We start from the raw sequence: 15,928 nt of genomic DNA, 5'->3' as shown, positions 1-15,928 counted from the left end.
AAGAATATCTTTATACGTTCTTTATACTACTTAGATAGATTCTTATTCTTCATTAACATCCATTACGCTATACTATGGATAAATCTAATTGGATAAATGAGGGGAAAAGATGCATTTCGAACGAGAAAACCCTGATACAATTTTGCAACGAATTTATACCATAAAAAAAGAAAACAACCATGGTCACCTTAAAATTTTCTTTGGTTATGCCGCTGGTGTAGGCAAAACTTATGCCATGTTGAAAACAGCTCATGAGATGAAGGCTCAAGGTGTGGATGTTGTTGTCGGGTATATTGAACCTCATACAAGGCCCGAAACGTCCGCCTTATTAGAAGGACTGGAAAGAATCCCAACACAAACGATTGGACATAAAGGTATGACCTTACAAGAATTTGATTTAGACGCCGCCTTGGCTAGAAAACCTCAACTTTTATTAGTAGATGAACTTGCTCACAGCAATATCGAACCAGCACGGCATGTAAAAAGGTATCAAGATATTCAAGAACTTTTAAAGGCGGGCATCAATGTTTTTACTACAGTGAATGTCCAGCATATCGAAAGCTTAAATGACTTAGTCGCTTCTCTAACAGGTGTAATCGTACGTGAACGCATTCCAGATCATTTTTTCGATGATGCTGATCAAGTAACACTCGTTGATATTGAGCCAGCTGAGCTTTTAGAAAGGTTGAATGAGGGGAAAATTTATGAGGAGAAACAAGCTGAAAAGGCCGTACAGAGTTTTTTTCAATTAGAAAATTTAGTTGCATTACGTGAAGTTGCCTTGCGACGTACAGCTGACCGTGTACATTATATTGCAGAAAAATCGAAATCAACAATAAAAGATTATTTAAATGCTGGAGAGCACATTTTAGTTTGTCTATCCTCCTCTCCTTCTAACGAAAAAATTATCCGAACAGCAGCTCGAATGGCGCATGCATTTAACGGGCATTTTACTGCACTTTTTGTGGAAACACCTGAGTTTGATCAATGGAGCGAAGACAATAAAGCGAGATTAAAAAAACATATACGCTTAGCTGAACAACTCGGTGCTTTAGTTGAAAAAGTCAACGGTGCCGATATCGCATTCCAAATTACTGAATTTGCACGGTATACTGGTGTCACAAAAATTGTCATCGGTCGCACTAATACAAAGCGTTCTTTATTTCCTATTAAAAAGTCCTTCACGGAACAGTTAACAGAATTAGCACCAAATTTAGATATCCATATCATTCCGGACCAGCAAAAGGCGCACTACAAAATAAAGAAGGATTGGAATAAAAAAATTACTTTTTCACCGTCTGATTTAACAAAAGTAGCTGTAATATTGGCTATCACCACTGTCATAGGTTTTTTATTTAAACTATTAAACTTAAGCGAAACAAATATTATAAATCTTTATATACTAGGTGTTCTTGCTACTGCAATTGTAACGGCATGTCGTTTTTGTAGTATTTTAATGGCCACGCTCGGTGTCCTGGCCTTTAATTTCTTTTTTATCTACCCAACATATTCATTAGCAACGTATGAACCGAGCTATCATGTGACATTCATCATTATGTTTATCACAGCTTTTACGATTGGAACATTAGCAAGTAAGCTCCGTAGACAAGCACATATTTCTGCTGAAACAGCATACCGAACAAAAATATTACTCGAAACAAATCAATTGCTTCAGCAATCCAACAATTCCTTTGCCATTTTAGATACAGCTGCACATCAAGTAGGAAAACTGTTAAATCGTGCAATTGTCTACTACCCTGTACTAGATAATGAGCTACAACAATCTGTAGTTATCTCGAATAATCAAGCTATTCATACAGACTCACTTATTACCGAAAATGAACATGCAGTTGCTACTTGGGTATTTAATAACAGTAAACATGCTGGCGCATCAACAAATACATTAAGTAATGCTAAATGCTTATATTTAGCATTACGAACTAATTTAAATGTATATGGAGTTATGGGCATCTCATTAAAACAAGGCGATACACTGGATGCTTTTGAAAAAAATTTAGTTTTGTCCATGCTTGGAGAATGTGCATTAGCGCTTGAAAAAGAACATTTTATTCGGCAACGTGAAGAAGCTGTTTCACACGCAAGAAATGAGCAATTACGCGCCAATTTATTACGGGCCATCTCCCATGATCTACGTACGCCTTTGACAACGATTTCAGGAAATGCCAACATTCTTATATCAAATGGCACGCACATCGAAGAACATACAAAGATTCAGTTATACAAGGATATTTATGATGATGCAAAGTGGCTGATTCATTTAGTTGAAAACTTGCTTTCTATTACGCGAATTGAGGATGGGACAATGCAAATTCAGATGAAAGCGGAGCTAATAGAAGAAGTAATTGATGAAGCACTCAAGCATATCAACCGTAAAAGTAGCGAACATGTCATTAAGGTAGCAGATAATGAAAACCTTTTTATGGCAAAGCTCGATACTAGGCTAATTATTCAGGTCCTCATCAATTTAGTTGATAATGCCATTAAATACACACCGGCTGGGTCAGAAATTGTTATTTCAACTAAAAAGCAGGATGATTGGATTGTAGTAGAGGTTGCAGATAATGGACACGGCATTGACGACGGAGCAAAAGAGCATCTCTTTGACATGTTTTATTCAGCATCGCAAAGTATATCGGATAGTCGGAGAGGGATGGGTATTGGCCTAGCTTTATGTAAGTCCATTATCCTAGCACATGGCGGCACATTAACAGTCCATGACAATTTTCCAACTGGTGCCATATTCCAATTCACTCTACAATCACAGGAGGTGAACTTATGATAAAACCATTCATTTTAATTGTAGAAGATGAGGAAGCTATCAGAAATTTAATCACCACAACATTAGAAACACAACATTACCGATTTCATACAGCTGCAAATGGGAGACAAGCGATTTTAGAGGCTATTTCACATAATCCGGATATTGTCATTCTAGATTTAGGCTTACCCGATATAGACGGTATAGAAATTATAAAGAAAATACGTTCTTGGTCCTTGATGCCTATTATTGTTGTCAGTGCAAGAAGTACAGATCAGGACAAAATCGATGCGCTAGACGCAGGAGCTGATGATTATTTAACGAAACCTTTTTCTGTAGAGGAGCTACTTGCTCGATTACGTGTGGCCATTCGTCGAATTCACTTTAGCAACACAGAAAACGCACAACAAAATGCTAAATTTACAAATGGTGAGCTTACAATTGACTATGCAGCTGGCTGTGCTTATTTAGACGCCAAAGAGCTGCATTTAACACCAATTGAGTATAAATTACTTGTCCTTCTTTCCAAAAATATAGGGAAAGTCTTAACTCATAATTACATTACAAAAGAAATTTGGGGAAGTGGATGGGAGAACAATGTAGCATCACTAAGAGTATTTATGGCAACACTTCGTAAAAAAATTGAGGTGAATCGCAATCAAAAATATATCCAGACACATATAGGTGTTGGATATCGGATGTTGAAAAATTAAAAACTTGGCATCTAAAAAGAAAAAACATCAACTATTGAGAAAATATAACCAAAAGCCACTTTGAAAATGAAAAGCCTTTATCCGTTATTTTAGATTAAGGCTTTTTTATTAACTATCAAACTACCTCTTAAATTACCTACTAGTGCTTTTGGTTAGTGCCTTATTAAGATTTCCTTCAGAATTAATATTTATTTTTTTGTTCAAATTCTATTAATGTCCCTTTACTATTAATCATTGATAATTCACTGTTTAATTGATACCAAATGATAAACATAAACAACTTAGGAGATTAAAACTAAAACGATAATTAGCCCTATAAACTACTCTTCATATTTTCTCCCTTCCTATAGTCATAGGATAGAATATAAAAATATATGGAAGAAAAAATTTAATCATGGTGTTACTGCGGTTTCTTGCTAGCACGTTTCTCCATCAACTCAGCCATTTCCTTCGATTGCACGTTTTCTTCATTATATAAATGTTGAATAATAGATTGGTAGTCACTTTCATTGCGGTTTTGACTTAGCTTGTTGGCGGCCTGGATTTCTTTGATCTTTATTTTGAATCCGACAATTCCCTTAAGCTCTTTTTCCAGCAAATCAGGAGAAAGAGTCTCCCAAAGAATAGGATGGGCACGGTGTTTTTCGTATTTTTGTAGCAACTTAATCAGATCCTGCTCCAGCTCCTCCTCAGTTAAAAGGTCGGCAGAGCCATATATATGTACTGCTTGATAGTTCCAAGTTGGTACGTTTTCATGGCCATACCACGCTGAAGAAATATAAGCATGTGGTCCCTGAAACATCACCAGTACCTCTTCATTATTTTCTAGCGTCCTCCACTGAGGATTCCCATAAGCCACATGTCCAGTCAAAAAGGTATCTGCACCTTCTTGAACTAGCTGAAACGGAAGATGAGTCGCAATCGGCTTTCCTTTTCTTGTCGTAACTAACGTGCCAAATGAATGTTGCTGGATGAATGAACGAATTTCCTCCACATCTGACACCTTAAAGTATTTTGGTATGTACATATTACTCCTCCTCTATGAGCGATTTCTTCATGATTATATCTGTTTGCTCTACGTCACCCAAGAAATGAGACCCTTCTGCAACAAACCCCAGCCTCCTATAAAACGCAATCGCATTTTATTCTTTTCTAACACGCCAAGCCAATTTGTTTATGTTTGCCTTTGTTATTTTCAAGGCTTTTTGATAAAGCAGTTAAAACGAAAACATCCATTAGATTAAAAACCTAAGCTCTTAAAAAACCTCCTTCTGAGTTTATTATTTGTCCTGTAATCCATTGTGCCTCTTCACTGGCAAGGAATGATACTAACCTGGCTGCATCTTCAGGTAATCCAATTCTCCCTGACAAGAACTTACTTGTTAAATGAGTTTTTATTTCATCTGTCATCCAGCCTGTATCCGTAGGACCTGGATTTATTGCGTTTACAGTAATGCCTAATGGTGCCAATTCCGCCGATAAAGAAAGTGTGAAAGCTGATATAGCTCCCTTTGTTGCAACATAGGCTAATTCTCCAGTCATCGGTCCGAGTGCTTGTCCTGATGTCATATTGATGATTCTTCCCATCGATTTATTTTGTAGCTTTAAGCGACGAGCAAATTCAACACTCAGCAAAAAAGTTGCTCTCATATTTACTGCATAATGATCATCCAGTGTTTTTGCATCTAATTTCATATAACCATCTCTTGTGGAATGTGCCGCATTATTAACTAATATTGTAGGTATGCCCAATTGGTGAGTAACCATATCAAGTAGTTTAAATGGGGAGTTTGGTTCGGACAAGTCTATTTCTATGTTGCCACATCTAACTCTATTTTCTCTTATTATCTCATCTTGGAAGTTTAATGCCCAATCATCATTTGAACCCCAATGTGTAAAAAATATATCTGCACCTTCTTTTGCTAGCTTACGACAAATAGCTGCTCCAATTCCTTGATGATGGCTCACACCGGTGACTATTGCTATAGACCCATCTAATGTCATAATCTCTCCCCCTCATTTAACAAAACTTTTTTCGTTTCTCAATAAACAAACCGACTCATTTCTACAACACGGAATTCAATAAAAAGGTCGTTAATCATTTCTTGGATCAAAGCACCCGTTGGTTAAATAAGAAGGTGAATAAATTCTGTCTATATCAGTATCCATTAGAAATTCAACCTCAATATCACTGTCAAAAGGTAATTGTTCAAAATTATGTAATCTACAAAATACATTAGGAAGGTCTTTTATATCATAGGTTAATTTCTTTGCTTGTAAATATTTTTGCTTTAGCTGTTGTTCGGAACATTTTTTACCTGTAAGTAGAACTTGATGATAATAACCGTCAATTTTAATAATCATAATATCACGACTAGTTGCTAATCAGTCTTATAGCTTAGATTTTTACTAAAGCACCTGATTGTTCATTATTTATTCAGTTTCTTCTTTTGGATTACGTCTGCCTATTAAAAAACCTGAAATAAGACCTGATAAAAACAAACTATATCCATTTGGGGAATAATCATTCGTAAAACCCCCCCATATAAGCCAGACCATCAAAGAAATGAATATAAAATAAAATAGACTTTTCACTATCCTACCTCCTCTATTTAATAGTTAATTTCTCCAACCCTCTTCGAATTTCCTTGTTTAACTAAACTGTTCCGTTACTATTATAAGAAGTTCAATATTTTATTAACTGACCGCCTTTTTATTTTTCAGACAAAAATGAAAAAATAAGATATAATTAACACCTTATGATATTAATTTAGGAGCTGATGCAATGTGGAAGATAAACTGATTTTTAAAAGCTATTCTAGGCTGCTATTAAGAGATTTAAAAGATGTAAAAGAGGCTCTTAAGGTAAAAGACTATGAGACAGCTGAGAAACTCGTAAATGAGCTTATAAACGATACTCAAAAAGACGTAGAGAGTGGCAATTAAACTAACAATTTGGATATAATGCTCACTTTAATTAACTTATTAGCCCGCTGTGGAGAACAGAAGTTACTCAATATCCCCTGGATAAAGTACAGTAATTGTCTCCACAGATGGTACCACCTCTATCTATAGAGCATTAATCCTCCTTGGTTTGGATATCAGAAAAACTTTTATATTGTTATTTAGCAAATGGAATATTGCTTAATATACGATAGACATTCATAGCGCTTTGATTGGTGCTAGCATAATATTTTTCCTCGTTTAAACTATAGAAGATGATTTCCCCTTCATTTTCCCATAGCTTTACATATAGTTGATCTCCATCCATAGCTTTGATTGTCATATCAAAAGAAGGTTCCTGGTAAGTAGGGATTGCTTCTAAAGGAGTTAACTGGCTTAGAAATGACTTTAATTCCTGATAGAATAATTCATCCTTAATTTGAGCTGCTGTTAAAGTAGAAGTAGAATACGCTTTGAATGAAGTGGATGAAACGGAATTTGCTACCCAGACTTCACTTACTTCAACTTCTATGCTTGTAGATGTTAGGTCCTTCTGGTCATTTCCAGTAGTAATTAGTAAGAAGGTAGCAATGATAGCGCTTAATATAGCGATGCCTCCAGCTAAAGGACGATGTATCTTTTGGGTATTTTTCTTTGCCTGTAGGACGTTTACTAGTGTTTTTTGTTTCTGCTCCACTGGACGTTGTACTTGTTTAAGTGTATCAAAATAGGAATCAAGCTCATCAAAACGACTCATTCCAGCTCTCCTCCTTTCTCTCTAACGCATCCTTTAGTTTTTTTAACCCTCTAGCTGTCATCGACTTCACTTTATCCTCTGACCAACTTAGAATTTGAGCTGTTTCTTTTACAGAGAGCTCATTAATTTTCCGTAAGATAAGTACTTCGCGATATTCTTTCTTGAGGGAAAGCAGATACATATACAACTGCTCCCTTTCCTCGGTATGTGTCACTACGTCTATTACTGATTGCTCTGATCCTTTTATTAGCTGGAGCAGTCTACTTGGATCAAAGAAGCTTACCAGTTTCTTTCGCTTCAAGTAATCCAATGTCGTGTTTCTAGCTATTTTGTAAACCCATGTTTGAATACTTGATTGAAATTGAAAAGTGTCTAAGTTTCTATGCACCTTAATAAAGGTTTCCTGTGTTAAGTCTTCGGCTGTATGTACATTGTGGACCATATAAAATATATATCTGAATACATGATCTGAATGCAGTCGATAAATTTCTGTAATATCAAGCTTTGAAGCGTCGTCCATCCTGCACCCCCTTATCTAAAAGACGATTGAGCAAGGAAAAGGTGCTATATTACGAATGGAATAATTTTTTTCAATGAAAATTACAACATTAGCTTTCATTTTTACAACATTAATGAATTTTTTTACAACATTACAGGCTATTTTTACAACATTATCTTCTGGAAGAGCTTGCTCGAAGGAAAATTACAACATAAGCCTTCATTTTCACAACATTGTAGGGCCTTTTTACAACATTACCTGCTATTTTTACAACATTATCTTCTGGAAGAGCTTGCTCGAAGGAAAATTACAACATAAGCCTTCATTTTTACAACATTAAGTGAATTTTTTACAACATTACCCGCTATTTTTACAACATTATCTCCTAGAAGAGCTTGCTCGAATAAAAATTATGACAGTTACTATCTTTTGTTGGTTCGCATCTATGACTGGGCGGATAATTTTTACCCTTTTCTTATTCAGAGAAGCTTATAGTAGGAATACATTCACTAAGGCATTTCCGCTTTCATTCTACTTGTTTAAATGTTTTGTCCATTCACACATGGGTATTAGTTTCTTGTAACCACATATCAGTGAAAGGAATGATCTACATGGATAAAAAGCCTGAAAACATTCCTGCTCAAATGCAGGAGAGACAACCAGGATTTGAAACGGAGATGGAGCCTAGACCAGACTTTGCTCAAAACTTTGCAGGAAAGCTTCGTTTACCTAATAAGGTAGCTCTAATCACTGGTGGTGATAGTGGAATCGGACGAGCAGTAGCTCTTGCATATGCCAAAGAAGGTGCCGATGTGGCTATTTCTTACTTAGATGAGCATGAGGATGCGGAGGAAACGAAGAAGCTTGTGGAAAACGAAGGCAAACGCTGTTTATTGATTCCAGGAGATATTGGAGAAGAGTCTTTCTGTAAGGAAATAATTGAGAAAGTAATTGCTGAATTTGGCAAGCTTGATATATTGGTCAATAATGCTGGCGAGCAGCATACACAGGATTCTATTAAGGATATTACAACGGAGCAGCTGGAGAGAACGTTCAAAACGAACTTTTTCAGTATGTTCCATCTAACCAAGGCTGCGCTCGACCACTTAAAGCCTGGTAGTGCGATTATTAACACTACCTCCATTACAGCTTTCCAAGGTGCACCGTCATTAATTGACTACTCATCCACAAAAGGTGCGATTCTTACCTTTACTCGATCTCTAGCAGGCTCACTTGCAGAGCAGAAAATTCGAGTGAATGCAGTGGCGCCAGGACCAATCTGGACTCCGCTTATTCCTGCTTCCTTTACCGCTGAAGAAGTAGAAGGTTTTGGGAAGGAAGGCGAATTTGCAACGCCACTGGGTAGACCAGGTCAGCCGAGTGACCTTGCTCCTGGATACGTATACCTTGCATCTGATGAGTCCTCTTTTGTCACAGGACAGGTGCTGCATATTAACGGTGGTACACCGTTTTAACACGGAAAAGACCCTCATTGTAGGGTCTTTTTTACGTGTAGAGTAACTTGTATTAGTTGAAAATCATCTGAAAGAACTATTTTTCCTTTATTTTAAATTAATAAAATATTAATAAAATGTCTAAATGGGTTGTACTATAAACTATGGATTACCATTGCCGAATTAATCAATATTCGGAAAACTATTATTAGGAGTGCAAGAAAGTGAATAAGATTTGGAACTATTTGATCATCTCTTTACTATCCGTTCTTCTTTTGGGTGGTTGTACCGACTCGGAGGAAACATCCCATATAGATGTAGAAACAGAAAATGAAACACAAGAAGTAACAACGGAAACACAAACACAAGAAGAAACAACAGAAGAAACAAATCAACCCAATGAAAAGGTAGAGACTAGCACGATCGTTGGGGAAGAACTAGTAGTAGAAGAAGCAAAACCTGAAGCAACTGACTCATTGTTCTCAGGATACAAACTTATTGAAGTGGATGGTGGCGATAAATCTGGATATCGTCAAGCGAACGTCGTAGTAGATATTGGTTTTGGAGACCGAGAATATTGGGCTTTTACAAATGAATATGGACAGCTCGTGCGTGTGGTTGCAGAGGAAATCATTCTACAAAATGACGATAACGAACCTGTAACATCTTCTGGCAGATACTATAGTGATGAAGCAAAAGTACCTGGTGTGGAAAGAGCAGATTTAGATGAAGGACATATCATTGCGGATTCTCTTGGAGGGGTTTCGAATGCTTATAACATTACCCCACAGGAAAGTACGCTTAACCGACATGGTGATCAAGCTTATATGGAGGATGCGATTCGAAAAGCTGGTGGTGCCACAAATTTTGAGGCAATCATCACTTATCCTAATACGAAAACGCAGATTCCTTCCAGTTATCAGTATACCTATACCATCAGAGGTAACAAAGTCGTTGATAAATTTAACAATGTAAACCCGGATAAAGTGAACGCTGACCTTGGTTTAACAGGTAGTAAGCCTTCCCCTTCCACTACCACTACGCCTAGCTCCAACAAGACAGGTGATATTTCTAGTGTAGATACAAATGGTAATGGCCAGGTGACAATAAAAGAAGCAAAAGCAGCAGGATATAGTATGCCGATAACGAGAGACCACTGGTTATACCCGTATATGGATGACCGAGACAATGATGGTTTGGTAGGCGAATAAGCTTAAAAATAGAATATACGCAAATAGACCAGCAAATTGTATGCTAATTTGTTGGTCTTTTTTATTGATATATGAACTTTAATTTTACTATAAAATGTATGGCAATTTACGTACTTACAGTATTTGTTTTCTACTTAGTTATCCAAAGAACTCATTCTTTATCATACTTCTATAACACCTTGCAAAACTTGATCACTTATTTCTCCCCCAGCTACCCAATCTTGAAAGTTAATATCTAAGACTTGATTACTTTTAGCAATAGTAGTAAGAATTCTTGAATCCTTATGTGTGTAAGAAAATGTATGAAGAGTTCCAAACATATTTCTATAGTCTGTAAAAAATAAAGGAGAATTTATACTTCTAAACTCCTCGAACATTTGTCGATGTGTATAATTTTTATCCTTAAGACCCAGTAGGTAATGATTCCGTTGGATTGAACCTTCAATTGATATTCTATTCTTATGTTTAAGCAAATCATCTTGAAAATGATTAACACAAGCCATAAATGATTGACCGTTTCTAACCATAACCTTTTCTGGAGTAGCTTGAACCTCAGCAATATTCCCGTGTTTATCTCCGAGAGAGATATTATAACAAGCGGAATGAGGTATTTCTTTCAGCATATAAATTGCATCATCAATGGAAGAACACTTATCCAGAACCATTCTTATAGCTGTCCATGGAGAAATCCCTTTTGTATACCCATCATTACTTACAAAGTGGAGTCCTACCACTAACCCTTCTTGATTAACACCATCGTGCCTTCCTAAGATTTGAAGATTATATCCTGCTGAGGCAAAAGCTGTTTCAGATTGAACTAGACTAAAAACACCATCATATAAAGCAGGTGAGAAATCGTAATTTCTAACGTAATAATCTTTCGTGATTAATGCCGAGCAGCCCATAGCCTCCGTCTTTGGCACATCATAGCCACTAAATAAAGAAGCTGCTCTGCTAAGTGGAATTTCCAATCCTTGAGATAAACCATCAAGCTCTTCAAGTAGATGAGGTGCAAAGGAAGAAAAAATGGCTTTCATATTTTTATAGTCAATTTCTGATTTTGTTATCAACTCTAAGGTTTTTACAATAGGTTTATTTTTAATATAGTTTCCCATCTTTAACCCAATATCAAAAGAGTGATCCCTTAATTGAATGACACTTACTGAAAAAGTCGACATATCTTTGCCCCCAGTTTTATCTACTCTTTACGTAAAAACAATTACATTATGTAACTCGTCACAATGTTCTTGCCAATTACTTCAACAAAAAGGGTTGTAAATCCTTCAAAGCAACAAATGCTCTAAAAATAAAAGAGGCAAATAGCCAACATAGCAATTTGGTCCACAAACCCAATAGCATTTCGTTTTTAAGAGTCAATTAACCGTTTACATAATCGTCCCAATTGTAATTCTCAATCTTATAGAAGTCACCTTCATCATCTCTCTCATATGCACATAATGGCTGTTCTTGGATAAATTCCAAAACGGAATCGTCCATGTTTAATATTACTCCAACAGATACAACTTGAAAGTTTTCAGATTCACTGAGAAAATCATCATCTTCATACCCACTCAATATAGACCATCCTGAATCGCCTTCGCCCTGTGGATAATCCCTTAGCATAAAGTTGAATTCTCTCTTTTCAAGTACATCTTGGCTAACTGTAACTAAGGTATTAAAATAAAAATCCCATTCAGCTGAATTCGGGTCGTGATATTCTGTATCACAAATGTTTTCCAAACCGAATGTAATCTCATCCCCTACCTTTAACGGCAAACGATAAGGTTCATTGTCCAGTTTCCCTATATAGCTCTTTCCTTTTATGTATGTGATTTTAACCCACATTCTTTCTCCTCTAAATCCATCATCTTCTGTATCTTCAGTTACGAAGATTAACTTTACCAAATCGCCAACTTTTAATTGATTCAACGCTTCTGAACTGGGAACATAAAACGTATATGGCGATTCTTTATTTAAGTCGTAAACATTATCTATATACCAAGACATACTTTTTCTCTCCTTGACGTTGTAAAATTAAGGTTATGTATTGTTTTTTCAAAAGTAATAGTTATAGAGGTTAAAAGAATTTCTTCACAGTCTTGTAACCTCGTACTCAATGGAGAGTGTATGTTTGTCACCCTATTTTTACTATTTTAGCACCTATTTCGAAGTATGTCTGCTGAACAGCAGCCTTCTGTTCATTAAGATATGATTAACAACATTAATACATCTACCAAAGGGTTAAAAATACTTAGTTATCAATAAATGAAAGAAATCCAATTCGGTTGTGAATTGGATTTCCATGTATGCTGCTATTTTCTTGTTTGTACTCTTCCACAGAACCCCACTAATTAGAGGGCCTTTTCTTATTGTTTATAGCAAGTGAAATGGCCGTAAAGCCAATAACCAATGATAACGGTAGGGCATGTGATATATGTGCCTCTGCTATGTAGCTCTTTGAGTAGACAACAATTAAAGATAAGCCAGAGATGATAAAGGTAGCGATAAGCAGAAAATCCACTAAAAGATTCCTATTTATTTTCAACTCTTCTTCCACTTCCCTTTTTAAAGCATTTACTTTCAACAAGGAGGAGACTTAAGTTTCATTCCTTATCAACAAAATCGAACCTTTGGAAAATAATTGGATAGTCTCCTATAGCAGAGGTTTTCATTACCTTATCCGTTATTTCCTCTAAATCCTTTTTTACTGAATAAAAATACTCTTCGTCGCCTACAAATTGTATGACCAATTCCTTGTTAGTGGTTACTTTCACATCGATTCCAATATAAATATTGTGCAGCTCTTCCTTTAAAAGAGAGATAGCCTCTGCTTCTTTCGAAACTACCGGTGTATTTTCCAAATCCATCTGGGGAGCTTTCCCATACATATACAAACAGAATAAGGTGAGAAACAGAAGGCTCCCAATTTTCGCATTGCTTGTTATCCTAGTTCCTCCTCCAAGCTATTACACTTGTCGCTGAAAATAAACCTCCTCATAAGGCTGCACAATGACAAAGCCTTCCCCTTCAAAACGCATTTGAATAGACTCCCCACTTCCTCTACCCACAAAGGTTTTGAAGCTGACATCCGTTTGGAAATCCGGCTGTAGGCTTCCTGACCATGCAATCGTTGCGTTTGGATCGGTGATTACCGGCTTGCCAGGTGTCACACGTAAAGTAAGCGGCTCATAGTGCGAGGTGATTGCTATCAAGCCCGTTCCCTCACATCTCACATTAAACAATCCCCCAGCCATCATGCCTGCTACCCTTCTCATCAGCTTGATGTTATGGTTTATAGAAGGCTCGAATGCCAACAGGTCGTTACCATTTACAAAAATAGCTTCATCTTGTAAATGAAGAATGATTATTTTCTTTCCACTATCTGCAAGGTATAGCTTGCCGTTGCCAGTGGCTTTCATGAGGGAAGCGCCTTCTCCAGTTAAAGCCTTTTTAAACATAGCGCCTACACCTTGTTCTAAGATACCTTCTCTCACAAACTTGATTCCACCCTGATAAGCCACCATCGAACCAGCTTTTGCCCAAACCTGTCCTTCTAGGTTTACTTCTAGCATACGGTCTGTCTCCAGCTCAAAAAAGCCTTGTCCTTTGTCTACTTGCTCCGTCTTACGTAAAAATTCAGATACCGAATATCTATTCATTTTAAACACCCCTTCCTTACTAACATATACGATTTGGTTGTACTCTATGTTTCAGAATTACGAAAATTTCTCTCCATCTAAGCAATCCTCGTTTATTTGTATCGCTCAGATAAAGGAATAACATCATAATTCTTTAATTGGTCGATGGGAACTTCCTTTCCATCTAATGAATGATATTCCATCTGCCCCTCTTGATGACAGTAATAAACATATTTAATATTAGGTTCATTTTTAAAAATAACTGATTCCCAATAATTCGGAAGTCCTGCTAAGTGATACTTACTTTCAATCAAGCTAATATCAGATTCCCGGTAGCCCTTTTCTTCCAGACGAGTCCATACCTTCTCTAAACACTTCTGCTTCTTTTCTTGAACGTATAAAAAGGGTGTAAAGGTTAACAAGATAAACGCTAAGATAGATGCTCCTTGTAGATGCTTTTTAGTAATCATATTCACTCTCCGTTAGGATTTATTGGAGTATCGCACCGTGGGTAGGAATTTATTTTTCATCAACTCTTTCGAACTCTCTTTTATTATTTATAGCTCTTCAAGAGGCACCTTATGACTCGGAGATGGATATGCTTGATCCATCCTCTCTATGTCTTCTTGGGAAAGTGAGATCCTTAGAGCCTCAGCATTGGCCACTACATGCTCTGCATTACTGGATTGAGGGATTGCAATTACTTTTCCACTACGTATCGTCCATGCAAGCAATAGCTGAAAGATCCTGCATTGGTGATGATTCGCTATGTCCTGTAAGACTTTATTATGTCGGAAGCCTGCATGAAGTGTATCTCCCTGTCCTAGTGGTGTGTATGCCATCATCGGCATTTGCTTCTCGTTCATCCATGGCTGAAGGTCATATTCCGTTCCACGGCTGCCCAAATTATAAAGCACCTGGTTCGTAGCACAGTTGTCTGTAAAAGCCGTCAATTCTTCCATATCAGAAACATCAAAATTCGAAACACCCCATGCTTTGATCTTCCCTTCCTCCTTTAGCTGCTCGAAGGCATCTACCGTCTCCTTAAGCGGTATCTCTCCTCGCCAGTGGAGTAGGTACATATCGACATAATCGGTTTGAAGTCTCTTCAGACTGTTTTCTAGACTAGTGCGAACATTTTGACGCCCTGCATTCCACGGATACACCTTGGTGACAATTGCCAACTCCTCTCGTGTATAAGATTTTATCGCTTCTCCTACAAGAAGCTCCGCAAGCCCCTCGCCATACATCTCAGCTGTATCAATAAGTGTTAACCCATGCTCGATGCCAGAGCGAAGAGCTTTTATTTCTTCTGCTCTCTTACTGCTGTTATCTCCCATATGCCAGGTTCCCATTCCGATAGCCGGTACCTTTTGTAGACCGAAAGGGATGAATGTCATTGTATAACCTCCTTCAAACTAGTAAATCGTCTTGCTCCTTCTTTCCATTAGTACAGTATCCTGCCACTTTCCGTCTCGCTTTCCAATTTTCTCTCTTACTCCTACAACACGGAAACCAACTTTCTTATGTAAAGAAATACTTGCCTCATTTTGGGTGGAGATAGAGGATTGTAATGTCCAATACCCCGCTTTCTCACTTTCCATGATTAAATTTTTCATGAGAATTGTAGCAACACCTTTACCCTTAGCTTCCCCACTCACATAAACGCTTACCTCTCCTACTCCTTTATAAACCTGCCTACTAGACACTGGAGAGATCGTAACCCAACCGATAACCATCTCCTGCTCCTCCGCCACAAAACGCAATGTAGGATGGTGCCCATTATCCCAGACTTCGATGGATGGTACTTCTGTTTCAAAAGTAGCTACCCCGGTCTGAAGGCCTTCCTTATATATTCGTAAGACGCTTTGTAAATCTTTCTCCTCCATTTGACGAATAATCATTCTACCAGTCCCCTATATATCTTCGGAATA

The 15,928-nt window shown here is 37.2% G+C and carries 19 protein-coding genes and 1 pseudogene; 5 read left to right on the top strand and 15 right to left on the bottom strand.

Features of this window, described 5'->3' with window-relative positions; genetic code table 11:
* Positions 1-109 precede the first annotated feature (109 nt).
* Together AC1ECF_RS03015 and AC1ECF_RS03010 are read left to right on the top strand one after the other, a co-directional pair.
* Positions 110-2,800 (top strand): ATP-binding protein, encoded by a 2,691-nt coding sequence (locus AC1ECF_RS03015; RefSeq protein ID WP_480387913.1) that lies wholly within the window; start codon positions 110-112, stop codon positions 2,798-2,800.
* Positions 2,797-3,492 (top strand): response regulator, encoded by a 696-nt coding sequence (locus AC1ECF_RS03010; RefSeq protein WP_480387912.1) that lies wholly within the window; start codon positions 2,797-2,799, stop codon positions 3,490-3,492. Before AC1ECF_RS03015 ends, AC1ECF_RS03010 begins: the two co-directional genes overlap by 4 nt.
* A gap of 400 nt (positions 3,493-3,892) precedes the next feature.
* Here AC1ECF_RS03010 and AC1ECF_RS03005 read toward each other — a convergent pair whose 3' ends face one another.
* The 5 genes and pseudogenes from AC1ECF_RS03005 to AC1ECF_RS02985 all read right to left on the bottom strand — a co-directional run bounded on the left by AC1ECF_RS03005 (position 3,893) and on the right by AC1ECF_RS02985 (position 6,087).
* A complete protein-coding gene (locus AC1ECF_RS03005; RefSeq protein ID WP_480387911.1) occupies positions 3,893-4,519 on the bottom strand; it encodes an FMN-binding negative transcriptional regulator in 627 nt (208 codons plus the stop codon).
* A gap of 1 nt (position 4,520) precedes the next feature.
* A pseudogene (locus AC1ECF_RS03000) lies at positions 4,521-4,660 on the bottom strand (GNAT family N-acetyltransferase); the annotation flags it as partial.
* Positions 4,661-4,740: 80 nt separating this feature from the next.
* Positions 4,741-5,496 carry an SDR family oxidoreductase gene (locus AC1ECF_RS02995; protein WP_480387910.1) on the bottom strand — a complete coding sequence of 252 codons (756 nt, stop codon included), beginning with the start codon at positions 5,494-5,496 and terminating at the stop codon, positions 4,741-4,743.
* 90 nt (positions 5,497-5,586) lie between these two features.
* Positions 5,587-5,856 carry a hypothetical protein gene (locus AC1ECF_RS02990; protein ID WP_480387909.1) on the bottom strand — a complete coding sequence of 90 codons (270 nt, stop codon included), beginning with the start codon at positions 5,854-5,856 and terminating at the stop codon, positions 5,587-5,589.
* Between the two features lie 69 nt (positions 5,857-5,925).
* The gene (locus AC1ECF_RS02985) at positions 5,926-6,087 is read right to left on the bottom strand and encodes a tRNA U-34 5-methylaminomethyl-2-thiouridine biosynthesis protein (RefSeq protein WP_480387908.1); all 162 of its coding nucleotides are present in this window, start codon (positions 6,085-6,087) and stop codon (positions 5,926-5,928) included.
* 192 nt (positions 6,088-6,279) lie between these two features.
* Here AC1ECF_RS02985 and AC1ECF_RS02980 point away from each other — a divergent pair, with 192 nt between their 5' ends.
* A complete protein-coding gene (locus tag AC1ECF_RS02980; RefSeq protein ID WP_480387907.1) occupies positions 6,280-6,438 on the top strand; it encodes a hypothetical protein in 159 nt (52 codons plus the stop codon).
* Positions 6,439-6,613: 175 nt separating this feature from the next.
* Here AC1ECF_RS02980 and AC1ECF_RS02975 read toward each other — a convergent pair whose 3' ends face one another.
* Complete coding sequence (locus AC1ECF_RS02975) at positions 6,614-7,192, bottom strand: hypothetical protein (protein ID WP_480387906.1); 579 nt, start codon at positions 7,190-7,192, stop codon at positions 6,614-6,616.
* Positions 7,179-7,712 (bottom strand): RNA polymerase sigma factor, encoded by a 534-nt coding sequence (locus tag AC1ECF_RS02970; protein WP_480387905.1) that lies wholly within the window; start codon positions 7,710-7,712, stop codon positions 7,179-7,181. The genes AC1ECF_RS02975 and AC1ECF_RS02970 overlap by 14 nt, the downstream gene beginning before the upstream one ends.
* A gap of 590 nt (positions 7,713-8,302) precedes the next feature.
* Here AC1ECF_RS02970 and AC1ECF_RS02965 point away from each other — a divergent pair.
* Together AC1ECF_RS02965 and AC1ECF_RS02960 are read left to right on the top strand one after the other, a co-directional pair.
* A complete protein-coding gene (locus AC1ECF_RS02965) occupies positions 8,303-9,166 on the top strand; it encodes an SDR family oxidoreductase (protein WP_480387904.1) in 864 nt (287 codons plus the stop codon).
* Between the two features lie 212 nt (positions 9,167-9,378).
* Positions 9,379-10,356, top strand: a complete 978-nt coding sequence (locus AC1ECF_RS02960) for a DNA/RNA non-specific endonuclease (RefSeq protein ID WP_480388107.1) — start codon at positions 9,379-9,381, stop codon at positions 10,354-10,356.
* Positions 10,357-10,517: 161 nt separating this feature from the next.
* Here AC1ECF_RS02960 and AC1ECF_RS02955 read toward each other — a convergent pair whose 3' ends face one another.
* The 8 genes from AC1ECF_RS02955 to AC1ECF_RS02920 form a co-directional block, all read right to left on the bottom strand.
* Positions 10,518-11,534: a C45 family autoproteolytic acyltransferase/hydolase gene (locus tag AC1ECF_RS02955; RefSeq protein ID WP_480387903.1), complete on the bottom strand. Its 1,017-nt coding sequence runs from the start codon at positions 11,532-11,534 to the stop codon at positions 10,518-10,520.
* Positions 11,535-11,733: 199 nt separating this feature from the next.
* Positions 11,734-12,363, bottom strand: coding sequence for an immunity protein Imm33 domain-containing protein (locus tag AC1ECF_RS02950; protein ID WP_480387902.1), 630 nt, complete (start codon positions 12,361-12,363; stop codon positions 11,734-11,736).
* Positions 12,364-12,703: 340 nt separating this feature from the next.
* Positions 12,704-12,901, bottom strand: a complete 198-nt coding sequence (locus AC1ECF_RS02945; RefSeq protein ID WP_480387901.1) for a hypothetical protein — start codon at positions 12,899-12,901, stop codon at positions 12,704-12,706.
* Positions 12,902-12,959: 58 nt separating this feature from the next.
* Entirely contained in the window at positions 12,960-13,223 is a 264-nt protein-coding gene (locus AC1ECF_RS02940; protein WP_480387900.1) for a hypothetical protein, read from the bottom strand.
* 99 nt (positions 13,224-13,322) lie between these two features.
* Entirely contained in the window at positions 13,323-14,015 is a 693-nt protein-coding gene (locus AC1ECF_RS02935; protein WP_480387899.1) for an AIM24 family protein, read from the bottom strand.
* A gap of 92 nt (positions 14,016-14,107) precedes the next feature.
* Positions 14,108-14,464: a DUF3139 domain-containing protein gene (locus AC1ECF_RS02930; RefSeq protein ID WP_480387898.1), complete on the bottom strand. Its 357-nt coding sequence runs from the start codon at positions 14,462-14,464 to the stop codon at positions 14,108-14,110.
* Between the two features lie 87 nt (positions 14,465-14,551).
* Entirely contained in the window at positions 14,552-15,394 is an 843-nt protein-coding gene (locus AC1ECF_RS02925; RefSeq protein WP_480387897.1) for an aldo/keto reductase, read from the bottom strand.
* Positions 15,395-15,412: 18 nt separating this feature from the next.
* Entirely contained in the window at positions 15,413-15,898 is a 486-nt protein-coding gene (locus AC1ECF_RS02920; RefSeq protein WP_480387896.1) for an N-acetyltransferase family protein, read from the bottom strand.
* Positions 15,899-15,928 lie beyond the last annotated feature (30 nt).

It is taken from the genome of Psychrobacillus sp. Z3-81 (genome assembly GCF_056620325.1).
Note: the sequence above shows the minus strand (reverse complement) of the source record. Positions and strands in the feature narration are given on the sequence as shown.